The organism is Kitasatospora sp. NBC_01266 (assembly GCF_036242395.1).
Taxonomy (GTDB): Bacteria; Actinomycetota; Actinomycetes; order Streptomycetales; family Streptomycetaceae; genus Kitasatospora.
Genome location: NZ_CP108458.1, coordinates 4458560 through 4477413, shown reverse-complemented (window position 1 = coordinate 4477413; position 18854 = coordinate 4458560). Strand labels below are relative to the sequence as shown.

General features: G+C 74.9%; 16 protein-coding genes. 4 read left to right on the top strand and 12 right to left on the bottom strand.

The features are described from left to right. Positions 1-304 precede the first annotated feature (304 nt). Together OG403_RS19495 and OG403_RS19490 are read left to right on the top strand one after the other, a co-directional pair. Positions 305-964: a response regulator transcription factor gene (locus tag OG403_RS19495; RefSeq protein WP_329566130.1), complete on the top strand. Its 660-nt coding sequence runs from the start codon at positions 305-307 to the stop codon at positions 962-964. 109 nt (positions 965-1073) lie between these two features. Next, the gene (locus tag OG403_RS19490) at positions 1074-2192 is read left to right on the top strand and encodes a phosphotransferase (RefSeq protein ID WP_329566129.1); all 1119 of its coding nucleotides are present in this window, start codon (positions 1074-1076) and stop codon (positions 2190-2192) included. A 7-nt stretch (positions 2193-2199) separates the two neighbouring features. Here the strand turns inward: OG403_RS19490 and OG403_RS19485 are convergent, their stop codons facing one another. The 10 genes from OG403_RS19485 to OG403_RS19440 form a co-directional block, all read right to left on the bottom strand. Further along, positions 2200-4038 (bottom strand): protein kinase domain-containing protein, encoded by a 1839-nt coding sequence (locus OG403_RS19485; RefSeq protein WP_329566127.1) that lies wholly within the window; start codon positions 4036-4038, stop codon positions 2200-2202. Between the two features lie 124 nt (positions 4039-4162). Beyond that, positions 4163-5638: a protein kinase domain-containing protein gene (locus OG403_RS19480; protein ID WP_329566126.1), complete on the bottom strand. Its 1476-nt coding sequence runs from the start codon at positions 5636-5638 to the stop codon at positions 4163-4165. A gap of 126 nt (positions 5639-5764) precedes the next feature. Next, positions 5765-6400 carry a bacterial proteasome activator family protein gene (locus OG403_RS19475; RefSeq protein ID WP_442910939.1) on the bottom strand — a complete coding sequence of 212 codons (636 nt, stop codon included), beginning with the start codon at positions 6398-6400 and terminating at the stop codon, positions 5765-5767. A 57-nt stretch (positions 6401-6457) separates the two neighbouring features. Continuing rightward, the gene (locus tag OG403_RS19470; protein WP_329566124.1) at positions 6458-7543 is read right to left on the bottom strand and encodes a hypothetical protein; all 1086 of its coding nucleotides are present in this window, start codon (positions 7541-7543) and stop codon (positions 6458-6460) included. A 170-nt stretch (positions 7544-7713) separates the two neighbouring features. Further along, complete coding sequence (locus OG403_RS19465) at positions 7714-9039, bottom strand: cryptochrome/photolyase family protein (RefSeq protein WP_329566121.1); 1326 nt, start codon at positions 9037-9039, stop codon at positions 7714-7716. A 170-nt stretch (positions 9040-9209) separates the two neighbouring features. Next, a complete protein-coding gene (locus OG403_RS19460) occupies positions 9210-9866 on the bottom strand; it encodes a flavin reductase family protein (protein WP_329566119.1) in 657 nt (218 codons plus the stop codon). A gap of 131 nt (positions 9867-9997) precedes the next feature. Continuing rightward, complete coding sequence (locus OG403_RS19455; protein ID WP_329566117.1) at positions 9998-11218, bottom strand: GNAT family N-acetyltransferase; 1221 nt, start codon at positions 11216-11218, stop codon at positions 9998-10000. An 82-nt stretch (positions 11219-11300) separates the two neighbouring features. Then, positions 11301-11705: a DUF202 domain-containing protein gene (locus OG403_RS19450; protein WP_329566115.1), complete on the bottom strand. Its 405-nt coding sequence runs from the start codon at positions 11703-11705 to the stop codon at positions 11301-11303. Beyond that, on the bottom strand, positions 11702-12058 hold the full coding sequence (locus OG403_RS19445; protein WP_329566114.1) for a YidH family protein: 357 nt from the start codon (positions 12056-12058) through the stop codon (positions 11702-11704). Before OG403_RS19445 ends, OG403_RS19450 begins: the two co-directional genes overlap by 4 nt. Before the next feature lie 110 nt (positions 12059-12168). Continuing rightward, the gene (locus OG403_RS19440; protein WP_329566112.1) at positions 12169-13248 is read right to left on the bottom strand and encodes a helix-turn-helix domain-containing protein; all 1080 of its coding nucleotides are present in this window, start codon (positions 13246-13248) and stop codon (positions 12169-12171) included. A 197-nt stretch (positions 13249-13445) separates the two neighbouring features. Between OG403_RS19440 and OG403_RS19435 the strand changes: the two genes are divergently transcribed. Then, positions 13446-14456, top strand: coding sequence for an alpha/beta hydrolase (locus tag OG403_RS19435; protein ID WP_329566110.1), 1011 nt, complete (start codon positions 13446-13448; stop codon positions 14454-14456). 97 nt (positions 14457-14553) lie between these two features. On the opposite strand, the gene OG403_RS19430 is transcribed toward OG403_RS19435, so the two are convergent. Both OG403_RS19430 and OG403_RS19425 read right to left on the bottom strand, forming a co-directional pair. Then, positions 14554-16416 carry an acyl-CoA dehydrogenase family protein gene (locus tag OG403_RS19430; protein ID WP_329566108.1) on the bottom strand — a complete coding sequence of 621 codons (1863 nt, stop codon included), beginning with the start codon at positions 16414-16416 and terminating at the stop codon, positions 14554-14556. Between the two features lie 159 nt (positions 16417-16575). Further along, positions 16576-17553, bottom strand: coding sequence for an NAD(P)H-quinone oxidoreductase (locus OG403_RS19425; protein WP_329572375.1), 978 nt, complete (start codon positions 17551-17553; stop codon positions 16576-16578). 620 nt (positions 17554-18173) lie between these two features. Here OG403_RS19425 and OG403_RS19420 point away from each other — a divergent pair. Next, complete coding sequence (locus tag OG403_RS19420; protein ID WP_329566106.1) at positions 18174-18794, top strand: cyclodeaminase/cyclohydrolase family protein; 621 nt, start codon at positions 18174-18176, stop codon at positions 18792-18794. Positions 18795-18854: the final 60 nt, after the last annotated feature.

Below are 18854 nucleotides of genomic sequence, written 5' to 3'. Positions count from 1 at the left end.
TCCTCGCACGGAGCGCGGGGTGTGCGCGCCGAATACGCGGCAGGTGGTGATCCTTTTCCGACGGCATCCCCACGAGAACGTTACCCAGCGGGCGCTCTTGGCGCGCCTGCGCTAGGACGTCCTACTTGTTCCGACCTGGGTGGGGGTCGAGCCGGGCTCAAAGCTCGCGCCGGCGGTGCCGTCAGGACACCAGCGCACGCTATCCGGGCAGCGCGTTTCGCGTAAGGGGGTTTGCCGGACAGATTGTCCGCGGGGCCGGTGCGGGCGATAGATCCGCCCTGTCGTGGTATGGGAGCATTTGACAATGAACGAAAACGGGCGAATCAGGGTGTTCCTGCTCGACGATCACGAGGTGGTCCGGCGCGGCGTGCACGAACTGCTCTCCGACGAGCCGGACATCGAGGTGGTCGGCGAGGCCGGCACCGCCGCCGAGGCGCTCGCCCGGATCCCGGCGGTGACCCCGGACGTCGCGGTGCTGGACGTCCGGCTGCCCGACGGCAACGGGGTGGAGGTCTGCCGCGAGATCCGCTCGCAGCGGCCCGAGACCCGCTGCCTGATGCTCACCTCGTTCTCCGACGACGAGGCGCTCTTCGACTCGATCATGGCCGGGGCCTCGGGGTATGTGCTCAAGGCGATCCGCGGCAGCGACCTGCTCTCGGCGGTGCGCGACGTGGCGGCCGGCCGCTCGCTGCTCGACCCGGCCGCCACCAGCCGGGTGCTGGAGCGGCTGCGCGACGGGGGCGGGAAAGAGGACGAGAAGCTGGCCCAGCTGACCAAGCAGGAGCGCCGGATCCTGGAGTTGATCGGTGAGGGGATGACCAACCGGCAGATCGGCGGTGAACTCCACCTGGCGGAGAAGACGGTGAAGAACTACGTCTCCAGCCTGCTGGCCAAAATGGGTATGGCCAGGCGCACCCAGGCGGCCGCGTACGTGGCCCGGCTGGGCACAGATCAGCACCTCTAGCCGGTCGTTGCCGCTCCCTGGGTGATCATGGCGCAGGAACGGCCGCTCACAACCGGGCAATTTCGGCCATCCAGGCCGCGCACAGGGTGCCGAACTACGATCACCAAGCGTGACAGACCGTCAGATCGCCCTGGCCGACGCCCCATCGCCGGCCGTCCCCGACGTCCCACCGCTGGACGGCCCCGACGCCACCGCACCGCCGGTCGGCACGCTCAGCCCGCCCGTCCCGCGCCAGGTGCTCGCCCGGGTGCTGCGCGACTACCGGGCCGGACGCCTGCTGACGGCCGAGCCGGTGGCCGAGGGCCTGCTCAACCGGGGCTACCGGGTGACCACCAGAAGCGGTCGCTACTTCGTCAAGTGCTACGTCGAGCCGGCCACCGCCGCGCTCGCCGCGATCACCGCCCAGCACCGGGCCAGCAGCGCGCTGGCCGAGCTGGGCCTGCCGGTGCCGCCACCGCTGGCCACCCGGGACGGCCGCACGGTGACCGACCACCAGGGCCGCCGCTTCGCGCTCTACCCGTGGGTGGCAGGCCGGCACCGCACCGGCGCCGAGTTGACTCCGACGGCGTGCGCCGCGCTCGGCGCGCTCCTCGCCGACCTGCACGGCGCCCTGGCGCGGGTCTGCGCCCCCGTCGCCCAGCCCGCCGCGCTGCCCAGCGCCGACCCCGACACCGGCATCGAGCTGGCCGCCCAGCTGGGCGAGTTGGCCGCCCGGCGCCGCCCGGACCACGCCTTCGATCGGCTGGCCGCCTACCGGCTGGCCGAACGGGCCGAACTGCTCGCCGCCCACCGGCACCGCCGCCCCGCGCCGACCGCGATCGGGCCCTCGGGCTGGGTGCACGGCGACTTCCACGGGCTCAACCTGCTGCACCGCGGCGAGCGGGTGGTGGCGGTGCTGGACTGGGACCGGCTGCGGGTGCGCCCGCGGGCCGAGGAGACCGTGCGGGCCGCCACGCTGATCTTCAACGACCCGGCGACCGGTGAGCTGGACCTGGCCCGGGTGCGCCACTACGCCCGCGGCTACCGGGCCGCGGCGGGCGCCGGGGCCGAGGAACTCGCGCTCGCGGTGCACCGGGTCTGGTGGGAGCGGCTGAACGACTTCTGGATGCTGCAGTGGCGCTACCAGCGCGCCGACCCGCGCGCGGACCCGCTCTTCCCGGCCGCCGCCGCCCAGACGGTCTGGTGGTGCCAGGAGTACGAGCAGGTCCTCGACGCGTTCGTGAACTGACGCTCCGTCAGTTCTGGCCGATACCACCGCCTGGGCCGGTGCCGCCGATCGTCCCGATCACCGGGGGGTGGGAGGAGCCGGTGGGCTGCGAGCTGCTCCCGCCGCTCGGCTGGCCGCTCGGCGACGAGCCCGAACCCGAACCCGAGCTCGCGGTGGACGAGGCGGAGGCCGAGGTGGAGGCCGAGGCCGAGGAGGACGTGGAGGCGGAGGCCGTCCCGGACGGGCTGCCGCTCGGCGAACTGGACCGGGTCGGCCGGTAGCTGGGCTGGCTCGGCGGCACCTGTCCGGAGTCGGTGGGCGGCTGGTACGTGCTGCGGCTGCGGCTCTGACTCGGCGACGGCGAGGGCGAGGGAGTCGGCGTGGTCTGCGTGTCGCTCGTCGAGTCGGGCGCCGAGACCGAGCTGTTCGGCTGCGGCGGGATCGAGTTCGAGCCGCCACTGGTACCGCCGCCGCTGGCCGCGACCGCGACGCCGATCCCGGCCGCCAGCACCAGCACCACGCCGGCCGCCCAGGCCAGCGCCTTGCGGCGACCGCCTGCGGGCTGCGGCTCGTCCTGGTAACCGCCGCCGTAGCCGCCGCCACCGGGGCGACCCCCGCCGCCCCCCGCGCCGCCGTAGGGCGCCTGCGGGGTCTGGTAGCCGGTGGCCGCGGCGCCGTAGGGCAGCACGGTGGTCCGGTCGTTCGGCGGCAGCGCGCTCGCACCGAGCATCGTGGTGACCGCGGTGCCCTGCCCCGGCGTGCCGTCGTACCCGCCGAGCACGGCGGTCGGGTAGCCGCCCGCGCCGCCGTGCATCTCGCGCAGCGCGTGCTGCAGATGGGCGCGGAACTCGTCCGCGCTCTGGAACCGGTCGTCCGGGTTCTTCGCCAGCGAGCGCAGCACCAGCTCGTCCAGCTGCCAGGGCACCCGGGAGTTGGCCTGCGCGGGCGGCACCGGCGCGTCCTGGACGTGCTGGTAGACCACCGAGAGCGGGGTGTCGCCGGTGAACGGCGGACGCAGCGTGAGCAGCTCGTAGAGCATGCAGCCGGCCGCGTACAGGTCGGAGCGGTGGTCGACCGGCTTGCCCAGCGCCTGCTCGGGCGAGAGGTACTGCGGGGTGCCCATCACCATGCCGGTCTGGGTCATCGTGGTGGCCGCGCCGGTGAGCGCCCGGGCGATGCCGAAGTCCATCACCTTGACCGCGCCGGTGGTCGTGATGATCACGTTGGCCGGCTTGATGTCGCGGTGCACGATGCCGTGCCGGTGGCTGTAGTCCAGCGCCTCCAGCACCCCGGCGATGATGATCAGCGCCTGGTCGACCGGCGGCGCCTCCTCGGCCAGCAGCAGTTCGCGGACCGTGCGGCCCTCGACCAGCTCCATCACGATGTACGGCGTCGACTCGCCGCCCACCAGCTCCTCGCCGGTGTCGTAGACCGCGACGATCGAGTGGTGGTTCAGCGAGGCCACCGAGTGCGCCTCGCGGGTGAACCGCAGCCGGGCCACCTCGTCCTGGGCCAGCTCGGGGCGGAGCAGCTTGACGGCGACCTGGCGGCCGAGCCGGACGTCCTGGGCGGCCAGCACCTCGGCCATGCCGCCGCGGCCCAGCCGGTGGGTCAGCCGGTAGCGGCCGTCACCCAGGGTGCCGAGCGCCGCCGCGATCCCCCGGCCCGGGGTGGCGGGGCCGCCGTAGGGCGCGCCGGGCGGCTGGCCCTGGGCACGGGCCGCGGTGGTCTCCTCCGCGTCCGTCCCGGGCTCGGCCTCGTATGCCTCGTACCCGTGGTCGCGCTCGTGCTGCTGCTCAGGACCGGGACCGGCACCGGGGGCGGGAGTGAACTCCTCGCCGTCGCCCGGTTCATGCGTCTGTGCCATTACTCCTCGCCCCGGGCCGACGCTCTGGTCGCGGTCGCCCTTTCGATTCGCTCCCCCAGAACGCTACCGCCTCGGGCCCCCGCAGCCCGAATGCGTTGCGCGGGCGGGAGCCACCGGGTAGGGGTCAGCCCAGCGGCCGACCGGCGGACAACTGGGCCAGCACGGTGGGCAGCTCCGGCAGGCCGGTGGAGGTGTTGTCGTTGCTCTTGGTCACCACGATCGCGATGATGATGACCATCAGCACGACCAGGCCGATGATCACGCCGACCACCACGAGCGCCGTGGAGCACCCCCGGTTGTCCGCCTTGACCAGGGCCGGCTGCTGGTACGGGCCCGGCGGCGGGGTCTGCGCCTGCTGCGGGAAGGCGGGCGGCGTCTGGAACGGCTGCGGCGCCGGGGTCGAGTACGGCTGCGGAGCCGGCGTCGAGTACGCCTGCGGGGCCGGGGTCGAGTACGCCTGCGGCTGCTGGAACTGCGGCGGCCGCTGGGCGGTGGGGCCCGGACCGTAGCTCGGCGGCGGGGTGTGCGGCCCCGGGCCGTACGGCGAGCCGGTGTGCATCGGCTGGTAGGGCTGGCCGATCTGCGGGTTGGGGGTGTTGAGGTCGGCCGTCACCGGCGGGAAGTTGGTCAGCGAGGACGAGGCGGCGTGTGCCGACCGCGGACCCTCGCTGATCACCAGCGGGGTGCCCGCACCGCCGCCGCCCTTCTCCCCGGCCGCGACCCGCTCGACCTCCTCGCGCATCGCGGCGGCGGTCGGGAACCGGTGCGCCGGGTCCTTGCGCAGCGCGCGGGCGACCAGCGCGTCCACCGCCGGGCTGACCGCCCGGTTCAGGCCGGACGGCGCCGGCGGCTGCTCCTGGACGTGCTTGTAGGCGATCGAGAACGGCGAGTCCCCGTCGAACGGCAGCTGCCCGGTGAGCAGTTCGAAGAGCATGCAGCCGACCGAGTAGAGGTCGGAGCGGGCGTCCACGCTCTTGCCGAGCGCCTGCTCGGGCGAGAGGTACTGCGGGGTGCCGACCACCATGCCGGTCTGGGTCATCGAGGTGACCCCCGACTGCATGGCACGGGCGATGCCGAAGTCCATCACCTTGACTTCGCCCTTGGAGTTCACCATGACGTTGCCCGGCTTGATGTCGCGGTGCACCAGGCCCTGGTCGTGCGAGGCGTCCAGGGCGGCCAGCACCGCGCCGGTGATCCGCAGCGCCTGCTCGGTGGGCATCGCGCCGTGCTCGGCGATCGCCTGGTTCAGCACGTCGCGCAGCGAGAGGCCGTCGACCAGCTCCATCACGATGTACGGGGTGGTCGCGCCGTCCGGCGCCACCTCCTCGCCGCTGTCGTAGACGGTGACGATGTTGGCGTGCGAGAGCCGGGCGACGGCCTGGGCCTCGCGGCGGAACCGCTCGCGGAAGGACGCCTCGCGGCCCAGCTCGGTGTGCAGGGTCTTCACCGCGACATTGCGGCCCAGCGTGTTGTCGTAGGCCAGGTGGACCGAGGCCATGCCGCCCTCGCCCAGCAGACGCTGCAGGACATACCGGCCGTGGCCCAGCGAGTGGAGCTGCCCATACGGTTGGTCCACTCCGGTGCTGCCGTCCTCGCTCATGGTCCTCTGCTTCCCCCTCGGCGGGCCGTCGACAGGGGTCAGGGTATCGGCTGCCCTGCGGCCCGCCGCCACCGCGCCCGGCACGGTGACCGGGCGGGCGGTGGCCGGGCGCGGCGTCAGTTGTCGTTACAGGTACGGGCCGGAACGCAGACCGCGGCCCTCGCCCGGCTCCTCGAAGTCCTGCTCCAGCGGCACGCTGCCCGGCGGCAGCGCGCGGCGCATCTGCTCCAACTGGGCCCGGGCGGCCATCTGCTGGGCGAAGAGCGCGGTCTGGATACCGTGGAACAGCCCCTCCAGCCAGCCGACCAGCTGGGCCTGGGCGATCCGCAGCTCGGCCTCGGTGGGAATGGTGTCCTCGGTGAACGGCAGCGAGAGCCGCTCCAGCTCGGCCACCAGCTCCGGGGCCAGGCCCAGCTCCAGCTCCTTGATCGAGCTGGCGTGGATGTCCTTCAGCCGGACCCGGCTGGCCTCGTCGAGCGGAGCGGCGCGGACCTCCTCCAGCAGTTGCTTGATCATGCTGCCGATCCGCATCACCTTGGCCGGCTGCTCGACCATCTCGGTCACCGGCAACTCGCGCTGCGTGCCCTCCTCCTCACCGGTGCGGCCGAAGGCGCGGCCCGCGCCGCCCGGTGCGGTGCCGACCGGCATCCCGTCCGGGCCGACGATCAGCACCTGCTGCGGGCCCTCCTCGGACGGACCGTCCGATCGCGTCGATCCCTGGTACGGCTCGTGCTCGGGCCGTTCGTTCAGCGGCTTCGTCATAACTCCTTCATATGCTTCGGTGCTCCGGAGGGTCAACCGACCATGGTCCCGAGCGGCTCAGCCGCGTCGCAGCCGCAGGCCGACCAGGGCCAGTCCCAGGCCGATCAGCACCAGCCCGGCGCCCATCGGCAGCACCAGCACCACCGGGCCGCGCAGCCGCACCACGGCGGCGGCCTGGCCGACCACGGCCGAGGGCGGCTGCGCCGGGGCGGGGTCGGTGGCGACGGTGCCCTGGCCGGCCGGGCCGGACGGGAGCTGGTCGACCGGGAGCTGGTCGACCGGCAGAAGCAGCGGCGGGCCGGCCGCCACGGGCCGGGCCTGGGCGGTCGGCCCGGTCCCGGCCAGGGGCTCCGCCGGCGGCTCCACGGCGACGACCACGGACCCGGTCGGCGGCGCGGCGGCGGGGATCACCGAGAGCTGGGGGGCGCAGCCGCCCTCGGGCGGGTCGCTCGGCGCGGCGGCGGGCGGGTCGCCGGCCGGATCCGCGCCCGGACCGCCGGGTGGATCGCCGGGCACCGGCCGGGCGGCGGCCGGGGCCGGGCGACCCGCGGTGGGCTCGGCGGTGGGTGACGCGGCGGCCGGGACCGGGGACGCGGCCGTGGCGGGCGACGGGTCGGCGGCGGTCGGGTCGGGGGCGCTGGGCACGGCGCCGGGCGGGTGAGCACCGGTGGCCGGGGCGGTGGCCGAGGTCTGCGGCGGTGGCGCGGTGCGGCTGGGGACGGCGCTGGGCGAGCCGGTGCCCGCGTCCCCCGCCGGGGTCGCGGCCGCGGCGGGGGACGGGCTCGTGGCGGCGGAGGACGGCTCGGGTATCGGGCGCAGCTGCGGACGGCTCGACGGGGCCGGCTGGTCACCCTGGCCGCCTTGGCCACCCTGGTCGCCCGAGTCCGGCTCGTCGGGCTGATCGGACTGGCCGGCCGGGGCGCTGACGGCCACGGCCGCCGCCGTGGCGACGCCGGCTGCCTGCGCGGTGGTCAGCGGCACCAGCAGCGAGAACAGCACCGGAGCCGTCACAGCGGCACCGACCGCGAACCGGCCGACCCGCCGGACCCGGCGCGGGCGGCGGGCGGCACGGGAACGGGCGGCAGCGGAACGGGCCGCGGCGGAACGGGAGAGCGGGAGCGACGAGAGCGAGGGCTTGGCCACGGACCACGGTCCTTCCGACGGCTGGCGCTCCTCGAGGAGCGCCGGCGGCGGGACAGCTCCGCTCCAGCGTCACACAGGCCGACGCGCCGGGCATGCCGGGACGGATCGGCGGCCTGCGGGCCGGGCCGCGAGCGCCCTGGCCGGCCCCGCTCAGGCCCGCTCGAGCACGCTCAGTCCAGGCCCCTGGCCTGCCGCAGCCGGTCGGCGAGCCGGCTCGGATCGATGATCGGCTCCGGGTAGTCGGGGCGGTCGGCCAGCAGCCAGGGACGGTGCACGGCCCGGCCCGGGACGTCCGCGAGTTCGGGCACCCAGCGGCGCACATAGGCGCCGTCGGGGTCGTAGCGGTCGGCCTGGACCAGCGGGTTGAGCACCCGGTTGGGGCGGCTGTCGGTGCCGGTGCCGGCCACCCACTGCCAGTTGAGCTGGTTGTTCGCCAGGTCCCCGTCGACCAGCAGGGAGAGGAAGTGCCGGGCGCCGATCCGCCAGTCCTGGTAGAGCGTCTTGGTCAGGAAGCAGGCGGTGAGCAGCCGGGCCCGGTTGTGCATCCAGCCCTCGGCGGCCAGCTGGCGCAGGCCCGCGTCCACGATCGGGTAGCCGGTGCGGCCCTGCCGCCAGGCCTCGACCTCCTGCTCGTGGAAGGGCCAGCGGTCGCCCTTGCTCCGGTAGTCCCGCCGGGCCGCCTCGGGGCGGGCGGCCAGCACCTGGTGGTGGAAGTCGCGCCAGGCCAGCTGCCGGACGAAGGCCTCCGCCCCGGGCCCGCCGCGCCGCACCGCCCGCTCGACCAGCTCGGCCGCCGAGAGGCAGCCGAAGTGCAGGTAGGGCGAGAGCCGCGAGGTGCCGTCGGCCGCCAGGTCGTCGTGCAGTTCCTCGTACCGGTCCGGGGACCAGGCCCGCCAGAGCCGGCGCCCGGTGCTCTCGCCGCCCGTCGGCAGCGCGGGCGAGTCGGGCCGGGCCGTCGGCAGCGGCAGGCTCTGGACCCGCGCCGGCACCCGCAGCGCCCGGGGCGCTCGCCGGACGGGGCGCCGCGCGGCCTGCTGCCAGGCCCGGAAGTACGGCGTGAAGACCGCGTAGTGGTCCTTGCCCGCCGGGGTGACGGCGCCGGGTGCGAGGGCGGTCAGCACGGCGTCGTGCACCCGCAGCCGCGCCCCGAACCGCTCGCGCAGCTCGCGCTCGCGCCGCCCGGCGAAGCCGCTGACGCCCGCCGCGAGGTGGACCGAGGCCGCCCCGGTCTGCTCGACCAGTCGGCCCAGCTCGTCCGCGGTGCGGCCCTGGCGGACCACCAGCCGCCCGCCGATCCCGCGCAGCGAGCTGTCCAGGTCGGCCAGGCAGTCGGCCAGGAACGCCTGCCGGTTGGGCACCGCGAACCCGGTGGCGGCGAGGTCCTGGTCCAGCACGAAGAGCGGGACCACCTCGTCCCCGGCGGCGAGGGCGGCGTGCAGCACGGGGTTGTCGTGCAGCCGCAGGTCCTGGGTCAGCAGGGCGATGGTGACGGTCATGGGCCGGTCCGGTGCTCGTCGGGATGCCCGCCGGGCCTGACGGTGCCGGCGCACCGGACAGGTCACCAGAACCGGGGCCGCGGCGGCGGCTCATCCGCCCGGCGTGTCGTCAACCGCCGTCAACCGCCGTCCAGTCGTCCTCAGCCGTCCGCAGCCGTCCGCAGCCGTCCTCAGCCGTCCTCAGCGGCGCTCGGTGGGACCGGAAGCCGGTGCGGCATCGCCCAGCCCTCGGCCAGCCGCGAGGGGCGCAGGTTGGCACCGCCGCCGAAGAACTCGCAGAACTTCATGATCAGCGGGTCCCAGCCGATCGGATCCACGTAGCCGGTCCCGGGGATGACCAACTCGGCGGCCACGTGCGCCCGCAGCACCTCGACCTCGAAGGCGAGGGTGCGGTCCGCCTCGGGGTCGCCGAACGGGCGCGCCTCGGTGACCCGGCACTCCAACTGGATCGGGCACTCACGCACCCGGGGCGGGGCGACCAGTTCGGAGGGCTGCTCACTCAGGCCGCCGAGGGCGAACTTGTCGGCTTCGTAGCGGTAGCCCTGGAGCCGCTTGGACTGCGGCATCGCCGGGTCGCCGGTGGTCATCGCGATCCGGTCCACCGCGTCCACCAGCGCGGCGGACGGCAGGTTGAGCACGCACTCGCGCTCGCGCAGCAGGTTCGCCGCGGTCCGGCTGCTCCGGCCGAGGCCGAGCATCGCGTACCGGCCCAGCCACCAGGCCGAGGACATCGGCGCGAGGTTCGCCGCGCCGTCCTCGTTCCTGGAGCTGATCAGGACCACCGGGGTTCCGAAGTAGAGGACCTTGAGTCCGGGCACCACGTGCATGTCTCGCCTTTCCGGCAGCGGAGCGGGAGCGGGGTCGGCCCCGCACCCGCCACTCTCGGCGAGCGGGTCGGCGAGCGCTGGCGGTCATCGGACGTCGCGTTGGCCCCGCTGCGCGCCGGGAACGCGTGCGCTCAGAACGCGTGCAGGCAGTGCGGCGGCGCCGAGGTGCGGAAGAGGACGTCCGCGCGGGCGGCGGCCTGCGGATGGTGGGCCCGGATCCGGCCGGCGCGGACCAGGGTGCTGGGCGCCACCCCGCCCAGGTAGAGCGAGGCGAGGTCGCTGATGTCCAGGGTGAGGTCCGGCTCGCGCTCGCTGGGTTCGCAGCGCGCGCCGCCCTGGGAGACGGTCAGCTCGTACCGGCCGCCGGTGGCCGGCCGGAACGGGTCCTGGACGTCCAGCACCAGCCGGCCGTCGCCGAGGTAGCGGCGGGCGGTGAGCGCGCGCGGGACGTCGAGCAGCCGCAGCCAGAGCGCGTCCTGCTCCTCCGTCAGCAGGGCGGCCCGGAAGTCGGCCAGCTGCCAGCGCAGTTCGTGCCCGGGCGGCAGGTTCGCCAGCACCACCTGTTGGACCAGGTCGTGGGAGAGGCAGAACCGGGCCAGCGCGTGGTGCGCCGTGCTGTCGACCGCGACGATCTCGTCCACGGTGAGCTCCCGGGTGCGGGTGACCGGATCGGTCGGGCCGACCAGGTAGCTGGCGTAGCCGTCGGCGGTGCCGCTCGGATCCCGGTGCACGGCGATGTGGCGCGGGGCGAACGAGACCGGCGGCTGACCCGCGCCCAGCGACCACCAGTGCGCCGGGCGGGAGAGCTCGCCCGGCTGCGTGCGCCGGTAGCGGTCGTAGATCTCGGCCAGCAGTTCGCCGCTGCCGGCCCGGTCGCGCAGCTCGATCGAGCCGGTCGGCGCGGGCCCGGCGAGGGCCGCCCGGTGGCGCGGTACGGTCAGCCGCTGCCGGAAGGTGGCCGGGCCGTAGCCGAAGCGGCGGTAGATCAGCGTCTCCGAGGCGATCAGCACCGCCAGGAACTCGCCCTGCCCGTGCAGTTGGTCGAGCTGATGGCGCATCAGCGCGGTCAGCACCCCCTGCCGCCGGTGCGAGGGCAGCACGCCCACCGCGGTCACCCCGGCCGCCGGGGCCACCGTGCCGCCGGGCAGCGTGAGTTCGAAGGTGTACGCGCCGGCGGTGCCGACCGGCACGCCGTTCTGCTCGGCGAACAGGTTGCGCCCCATCTCGTAGGCGAACCACCAACCGCCCTGCCCCTGCCCCTGCGCCGGCGGCTGCGGAAGCTGCCCGAAGGCGGCGAGCAGGGTGCGCAGGAACGTGTCCCGCTCGGACTCGAACGCGGATCGTACATCCATGGCGGGCATCGTAACGATCAGTCAGCTCGGCTGGCCATGGCCGGATCCGCCGCTCCTGCCGGCGGTCCCGCCGCGCGCTCGACTACCTCCCCCGCACCGTGAGGCCCCGGCCGGCACCACCCGGGAGCAGGCAGACGACCAGCGCGACCAGCACGGTGGCCACGATCATCAGCGTGATCAGGCGCAGCGCCCGCCGCCGGGAGCGGGCGGGGCGGCCCGGTGGACCCACCCCTCGCTGCGGTCCCACCAGCCAGACCCCGGCGGCCATGGCGAGCAGCGGCGCACCGGCCGGCGGGTCGAGTTTGAGGATCGCGCCGCCGACGGCCGCGAACGACACGGTGGTGCGCAGCCAGGCCAGCCGGGTGCGCTCCTCGGCCGCACCCCGGTCCAGGTCCGCCGGCTCCTCCGGCGGCTGGCCGGGCGGCGGCTGGGCGGACGGCGGCTGCCCGGGAGGCGGTCCGGGCGGCGGTCCGGGCCGGCCGGTCACCCGTGGTCCGCCGGGGCGAAGACCACCAGAGCCGCCGCCAGCAGGCACTCGGCCGCCACCACCACCGTGATGACCTGCGGCAACCGGGTAGGCGGCAACGGCCGGCCGAACCGCAGCGCGCGCTGGGCCCGCGCCCAGTCGAGGTAGCCGCCCACGGCGACGACGGCACCGAGCAGGATCAGCGGGACCCCCAGCGCCCGGCGCCCCCAGTCGATCCCCGGAAAGGGCGGCAGCAGCTGGGTGATCGCCAGCCCCGCCGCCACCAGGGCCAGCGCGGTCCGTCCCCAGGCCAGGAAGGTCCGTTCGTTGGCCAGCGTGAAGCGGGGGTCCGGTTCGCGCTCGTCATCCGCCATCCGGCCAGTCAAGCAGCCCGGTGCCGACCGACCGCGGAACCCGCGCTGGTCCGGTGCGCGGGGCCCTCGGCGGCGTTTTCACGGCCCGCCGCCGCGTCCTGGGGACCGGCTCAGGGGAGCATCCCGTTGGCGTGGATCCGGTGCAGGGCGAGTGCCAGGTGCAGGCGCGCGCGACCGGCGGCGGTGTCGAGCGGATAGCCCAGCACCGCCTGCAGCTGCGGCAGCCGGGCCTGCAGGGTCGAGTGGTGGAGGTGCAGCGCGGCTGCGGCCTGGCGCAGGCTGTTCTGCTCGACCAGGGCGCTGAGGGTCGCCAGCGAGCCCGCCGTCGCGGCCTCGGCGGCCAGCAGCGCGCGGACGTCCGCGATCAGCGCGTCGGCGGGTGCCAGCCGCTCGGTGAGCACGGCCAGGGCGCCGAGGTCGTCGTGGCACAGGTGCCGGGGCCCGGGGCCGGCCGGCGTCCCGTCCGCGGTCAGGCGCAGCGCGGTGACGGCCCCCGCCCAGGAGCGCCACGCGTCGGCGACGGTGCAGCTGGGACCGACGCCGGTGCGCAGGGGCAGCTCCCGGCAGTCCGTGGTCGCGGGCACGATCGCCGCACTCACCCGGCCGATCCGGGTGCTCCATCTGCTGAGCACCGGATCACCGAACTCCGGTGCCGCCACCGGGTCGGCGCCCGAGCGCCGCAGCGGCAGCGCCGCCACCACCCGCACCCGCAGCTCCACCGGAATGGTGAGCCGGCGGGCCGCGCGCAGCCGGGTCGCCGGGTCGGCGTCGGCGCTGAGCAGCGTCTCGACCCCGGCCGGATCCCAGGCGGGTGCACGGCCCCGGGTGCGGTCCAGGACGATGCCGACGCCGGCGGCGAGCCGTTCGAGGATGACACCGTCCACCGTGGTCGGCGCCCCGCCCCGCTCGACCCAGACCCGCCCGTGCGCGGTGCCGTGCAGGTCGGCCCCGGGCCACGCCGGGGCAGCCGGTCCGGGGTCCAGCCGGTGCCCGTCGGGGTGGATCCGCAGGTAGACGTGCCGGTCGGGGTCGTGCAGACCGGCCGGGCAGCCGGTGAGGATCGCGGCGGCCCGGACGAACGAGTCCAGTCCCGCCCGGCTCGCGATCAGCGTGTCGAAGTAGGCGATGGCCCGCACCGCGCTCTCCGCCTCGGGGTCCAGGGCCGAGAGGCGTTCGACCAGTTGCTCCATGCGGACCGCCTTCGCTGCAGACCCGTCGCCGACGCGGGTGGTCCGCGATGTCGGCCGGGCCGGGCGCCGACCGCGCCCGCCCGTCCCGACCCGCGACTGTAGCTGGCCAACCGACCGCCGGATGGCGGAGAACCAGCCGCGATACCCGCCGGGCGGCGGTTGGCCCGGTGCGACCGCCCGGGCCAGGCTGGGCGCCGATGATCACCACCGCCGAGCAGGAGTCGACCATGACGATCCCCCGCAGCACCCGGCCGCCCTTCGATCCGGAACTCGGGGCGATCCTCGCCTCGCTGCCGGCCGAGATCCAGGACCTGGCGTCGATCGGCCCAAAGGACATCCCCGCCTTCCGCGCGGCGAACGCCGCCCGCCGCCCGGACCCGGCGGCCCTGGTCCGGGGCGGCGCGGTCGCGGTGACGGAGCGTCTGATCCCCGGCCCACCGGGAGCGCCCGAGCTGCCCGTGCTGATCCTGCGCCCGACCCGGGGCCCGGGTCCGTGGCCGGCGGTCTACCACGTCCACGGCGGCGGGATGATCTCCGGCGACCAGTGGGAGCAGGCCGACACCCTCGCCGAGTGGGTCGACCTGCTGGGGGTCGTCGGCGTCGCCGTCGGCTACCGGCTCGCACCCGAACACCCCCACCCGGCCCCGGTCGAGGACTGCTACGCCGGGCTGGAGTGGCTCGCCCGCAACGCCGCCGAGCTGGATGTCGACCCGACCCGCCTGCTGATCTGGGGCTCCAGCGCCGGGGGCGGGCTGGCCGCCGCCACCGCGCTGCTCGCGCGGGACCGGGGCGGCCCCGCCCTGGCGCACCAGATCCTGCAGTGCCCGATGCTGGACGACCGCGCGCAGACCCCGTCCAGCCACGAACTGGACCGGGAGGGCTTCTGGGACCGGAACTCCAACCGCACCGGCTGGACCAGCCTGCTCGGGCCGGCGGCCGGCGGCCCGGGCGTCTCCCCCTACGGCGCACCGGCGCGCGCCGAGGACCTGCGCGGGCTGCCCTCGGCCTTCATCGACGTGGGCCAGGTCGAGACCTTCCGCGACGAGGCGCTGAGCTACGCCGCCCGGCTGTCCCGGGCCGGTGTCCCGGTCGAGCTGCACATGTGGCCGGGCGCCTGGCACGGCTTCGCGGTCGCTGCGCCGCAGGCCGCGGTCTCCCAGCTGGCCATCGCCGCGCGGAACGCCTACCTGCAGCGAGTTCTCTGCTGACCGTGCCTCAGCTGCCCGCGTCCTCAACACCCCGGACGGCGGCCGGGGGATCGGCGGGCGCCGTCAGGCGCTGGCGGCGAGGTTCCAGTGGGCGCCGTCAGGCGCTGGCGGCGAGGTTCCAGTGGGCACCGGCGTCCTCGAAGGCCTCCTGATACCCCGGGGTGGCGATCGGCCGGGTGGCGAAGAACTCCTCGGGCAGATCGAAAGCGGCCACCAACTCGGCTGCCTGGTCGGCCAACCGCCCGATGCTCTGTTCCACCAGGTCCGGAAGCTCGGCGAGTTGGGCTGCCGTCAGATGGTGCCCGCTCAGCAGCAGGCCTCCGGCCGCGTCGACCCGCCGCAGGGTGAAGAGTTGATGCAGGTCGTACAGGGCGGCGCGGGCCCGCGGGTCGCTCGCGCGTTCGGCGGCGGCCAGCAGGGCGGCACCGGCCGCGCGTTCGGCGCGGACGGTGACGGCCGCCAGGGCGGCGGGGGCGGCGGCGTTCCAGCGGCGCAGGCTGTCGCCGGCCGGTGCCGCGCGCAGCCGGGTGCGGGCCCGGGCGAGCTGCGCCTGCTCCGCCGCGTGCAGCAGGGCCTGACGGGTGGCCGGGTCGGTCAGCTCACCGCCGTGGGCAGCGGCCGGCTCGGTGTCGGCGGCCAGCAGGAGTTCGGCGCCGGCCTTGGCCCAGAGCGCGAGGTTGTCGCCCTCGGCGGTGATGGTTCCCTCGATGTCCTGAGCGGCCGCGATGATCCCGTTGACCGGCAGCAGCCCCTGCGCACCGCAGCGTTCGCGGGCCTCGATGATCAGTTCCCGGGCCTGCCAGGTGGTCCAGCCCTTGGCGACGGCGACCTGGCGCTCGGCCTCGGCCGCGTCCGCAGGATCGTTTCGGTCGTGCTCGGCCCAGCGGGCCACCGTCTCGCGATGCAGGGCGGTCATCGCGTAGACGGTGGCCAGCCCTTCCAGCAGCGGACCGTGATGGGTGCGATGTGCCCAGACCGGCAGCCTGCGGTCCGCCCGGGCGCCCGTCACCTCGCGGTGGTGCGCGTAGCGGACCGCCGTCGCCAGCGCCGCGCGGGCAACGCCGATCGCGCTGGCGCTCATGCAGAGCTTGCCGAGGGTGACCCGGCCGATGCTGGTGAGGAACCGTTTCCGCTTGCTGCCGAGGGCGCTGGTGAACGTGCCGTCGTCGGCGAGCCGTCCGTGGTCGCCGCAGAGCATCGCCTCCCGCGGCAGCACGAGCTGGTCGAAGGCGGTCAGGCAGTGGTCCACCGGGCTGCCCGGACGCAGCGGCAGCTCGCGCACCCTGACCCCGGGCAGGATGCCCGCCTCGTCGCTCAGCGGGACGAGGAAGAGGAAGATCCCGTGGTCCCGGTCCTCGATCAGCAGCCGGGCCGCGACCACCGCCGACTTCGGCCCGCCGGCCAGGCTGGTGTTGGGCATGAACTTCTGCGCGCCCGCGTTCGGCGTGTGCAGCGTGAACGTCCGGTCCGCCCGGTCGTAGACCGCGGTGGTCTCCAACGCGGTGGCGTCGTTGCCGTGCGCGAGTTCGGTGCACAGGAACGTCCCGACCCGCTCCATCGCGGCGAACCCCTCCAACGGCCGCTTCTCGTGGGGATCGTGGTCGACCAGACTGCCGAGGAAGAGGTTGTAGTGGATGCCCACCAGCACGGTGAGCGCACCGTCCAGCGGTCCCGTCCACTCGTGCAGCGCCGTCAGCCGGTACGGGTCACCGGCCAGCTCGATCGCCTCACCCACCTGATTGACCAGCCGTAACCGCTGGTAGGAGGCGGCGATCTGGTCCGCGATACCGGCCTCCGGTCGCCGGTGCATCCGCGGATCGGTGGTCAACTTCCGCCAGGCGCCGTGGATGCGCTCACGGTCGGGCCCGAAGAGCTGGCGGGTCAGGTCGGCCGTGGTCACCCCGGAGCCCGTGATCGGGGCCTCCGGAGCCGCGTGCCGACGGCTGGGAATGATTGTCATGCCTTGACTAATCGCCCAACGGGTCCGCTTGGACACGGGCTGTGAGCAAGATCACCGCGAAGCCGATCGGCCTGAAGCCGGACCGGCGGCCTGCTGTGCGCGCAGGACGCCGGCTGCCGAAACGGACGACGTGGCCGCCTGAACGCCGGCCGGGAGTGGTCAGACCTGCAGCACGACCTTCCCCACCTGCTCCCCCGCCTCCAGCGCCCGGTGCGCCTGCGCCGCCTCGGTCAGCGGCAGCACCCGGTCGATCACCGGCTTCACCACCCCCGACTCGATCAGCGGCCACACGTGCTCACGCACCGCCGCCACGATCGCCGCCTTCTCCGCCAGCGGACGCGGCCGCAGCGAGGTGGCCACCACCGCCGCCCGCTTCCCCAGCAGGGTCGACAGGTCCACCTCCCCCTTCGCCCCGCCCTGCAGGCCGATGATCACCAGCCGACCGCTGACCGCCAGCGCGTCCACGTTCCGCTGCAGGTACTTGGCGCCCATGATGTCCAGGATCACGTCCACCCCGTGCCCGCCGGTGGCCTCCTTCACGGCCTCGACGAAGTCCTGCTCGCGGTAGTTGATCCCGACGTCCGCGCCCAACTCCTCGCACCGCGCCAGCTTCTTCGCACTGCCGGCGGTCACGATCACCTTCGCGCCCACCGCCTTGCCCAACTGGGTGGCCATCGTCCCGATGCCGCTCGCACCACCGTGCAGCAGCACCGTCTCGCCGGGGCGCAGGTGCGCCACCATGAACACGTTCGACCAGACCGTGGCCGACACCTCCGGCAGCGCCGCGGCGGCCACCAGCCCCAATCCGCGAGGGATCGGCAGCAGTTGGCCGACCGGGACGGCCACCTGCTCCGCGTAGCCACCGCCGGCCAGCAGCGCGCAGACCTCGTCGCCCACCGCCCAGCCGGCCACGCCGGGACCCAGCGCCGCGATCCGGCCGGAGCACTCCAGACCCGGGTAGGGCGAGGCCCCCGGCGGCGGGTTGTAGTGGCCCTGACGCTGCAGCAGATCGGCCCGGTTGACGGCGGTGGCGGCCACCTCGACCAGCACCTCGCCCTCGGCCGGTACCGGATCGTCAACCTTGGTCCAGGTCAGCGCCTCAGGCCCGCCTGGCTGGGGAATCGTGAATGCGTACATGGCTCCGACGCTACTCGGCGCACCCCGCGAGCGGGGAGATCGCCACCACGGGAAGCGCGGGCTGCGTCTGCTGTCTGCCAGGGCTGCGCGGTCGGCTAGGGCAGCGGAGTCGGCGCCCGAGGTCTCCGGCACGCCGTGGGTGCTGGTCCCGGTGCCGACGCCGAAGAGGATGGCGACCACCCCGGCCGCGGCGGCCTCCGGCAGGTGCGAGCCCCAGGTGACCGTGGATCCGGAGACCGAGACCTCGGGATCGGCGCCCGGGTTGCTGCCGTAGACCCGGGTCACAGCTCCAGCCGGTCAGATCGCCGGTCTCGAAGCCGGGGTTGACCACCGGATTGGCGCCGTCCGCGTGCGCGCGAGCCGCCGGCGCGAGCGCTCCACCGAACAGCAGGGCAGCCGAACTGATCATGGCAACAGCCGAGTTGGGCTTGCCCACAGAGTCCTCCGGTGCGGGCGGCAGGGCGGTGCGAAGCGTACGGTGACGACCGTGGACTAGACCTCTTCCGGCGTCAAGGACCGGTCCGCCCCGGCTGGCCACGCCGGGCCACCCAGGCGTCATCTGACGGTCAATCAGCTATGCGACAATGCGCCTACCGACCCCCCTGCAAGGAAGAGCCGCCGTGCGCGACGACAGCATCAGCGAATTCCTGGACCGCCTGGCCGATCGGGTCCCCGCCCCGGGGGGCGGCGCGTCGGCCGCGCTGCACGCCGCGCAGGCCGCCGCACTGCTGGCCATGGTGGCTCGCTACAGCACCGGGGAGAAGTACGCCGCCCACCAGAGCGTGGTGGAGCGGATCATCCGGGAGAGCGACGCGCTGCGCGGCCGGGCGCTGACCCTGGCCGAGCAGGACGCGGCGGCCTTCACCGCCGTCACCGACGCCTACCGGCTACCCGCGGGCGACGACACGGCCAAGGCGGCCCGCTCGGCGGCGATCGCCCGGGCGCTGGTCGACGCCGCCCGCCCGCCGGCCGAGGTGATCACCGCCGCACTGGACGTCGTCGAGCTGGCCGAGACCCTGCTGCCGATCGGCAACCCCAACGTGATCACCGACATCGCCGCCGCCGCCGAGGCGGCCCGCGCGGCGGCCACCACGGCCCGGGTCAACGTCGAGGTCAACCTGACCGGCATCCGCGAGGAGCGCACCCGCGAGGCGCTACTGGCCGACACCGCCCGGGTGGACGAGATCGCCGCGCGCGCCGAGCGGGTCACCGCCGCCGTCCGGGTGGAACTGGCCAAGTGAGCCACACCGTCCCGTACGGCTCGAGTCAGACCTAACCAGCCTTCCAAAGCCAGGAGTTCA

Coding starts and splice junctions, on each gene's coding strand:
- OG403_RS19495 (WP_329566130.1), top strand. CDS start 305: ATGAACGAAAACGGGCGAATCAGGGTGTTCCTGCTCGACGATCACGAG.
- OG403_RS19485 (WP_329566127.1), bottom strand. CDS start 4,038: ATGGCACAGACGCATGAACCGGGCGACGGCGAGGAGTTCACTCCCGCC.
- OG403_RS19480 (WP_329566126.1), bottom strand. CDS start 5,638: ATGAGCGAGGACGGCAGCACCGGAGTGGACCAACCGTATGGGCAGCTC.
- OG403_RS19475 (WP_442910939.1), bottom strand. CDS start 6,400: ATGACGAAGCCGCTGAACGAACGGCCCGAGCACGAGCCGTACCAGGGA.
- OG403_RS19465 (WP_329566121.1), bottom strand. CDS start 9,039: ATGACCGTCACCATCGCCCTGCTGACCCAGGACCTGCGGCTGCACGAC.
- OG403_RS19460 (WP_329566119.1), bottom strand. CDS start 9,866: ATGCACGTGGTGCCCGGACTCAAGGTCCTCTACTTCGGAACCCCGGTG.
- OG403_RS19455 (WP_329566117.1), bottom strand. CDS start 11,218: ATGGATGTACGATCCGCGTTCGAGTCCGAGCGGGACACGTTCCTGCGC.
- OG403_RS19445 (WP_329566114.1), bottom strand. CDS start 12,058: ATGGCGGATGACGAGCGCGAACCGGACCCCCGCTTCACGCTGGCCAAC.
- OG403_RS19440 (WP_329566112.1), bottom strand. CDS start 13,248: ATGGAGCAACTGGTCGAACGCCTCTCGGCCCTGGACCCCGAGGCGGAG.
- OG403_RS19435 (WP_329566110.1), top strand. CDS start 13,446: ATGATCACCACCGCCGAGCAGGAGTCGACCATGACGATCCCCCGCAGC.
- OG403_RS19430 (WP_329566108.1), bottom strand. CDS start 16,416: ATGACAATCATTCCCAGCCGTCGGCACGCGGCTCCGGAGGCCCCGATC.
- OG403_RS19425 (WP_329572375.1), bottom strand. CDS start 17,553: ATGTACGCATTCACGATTCCCCAGCCAGGCGGGCCTGAGGCGCTGACC.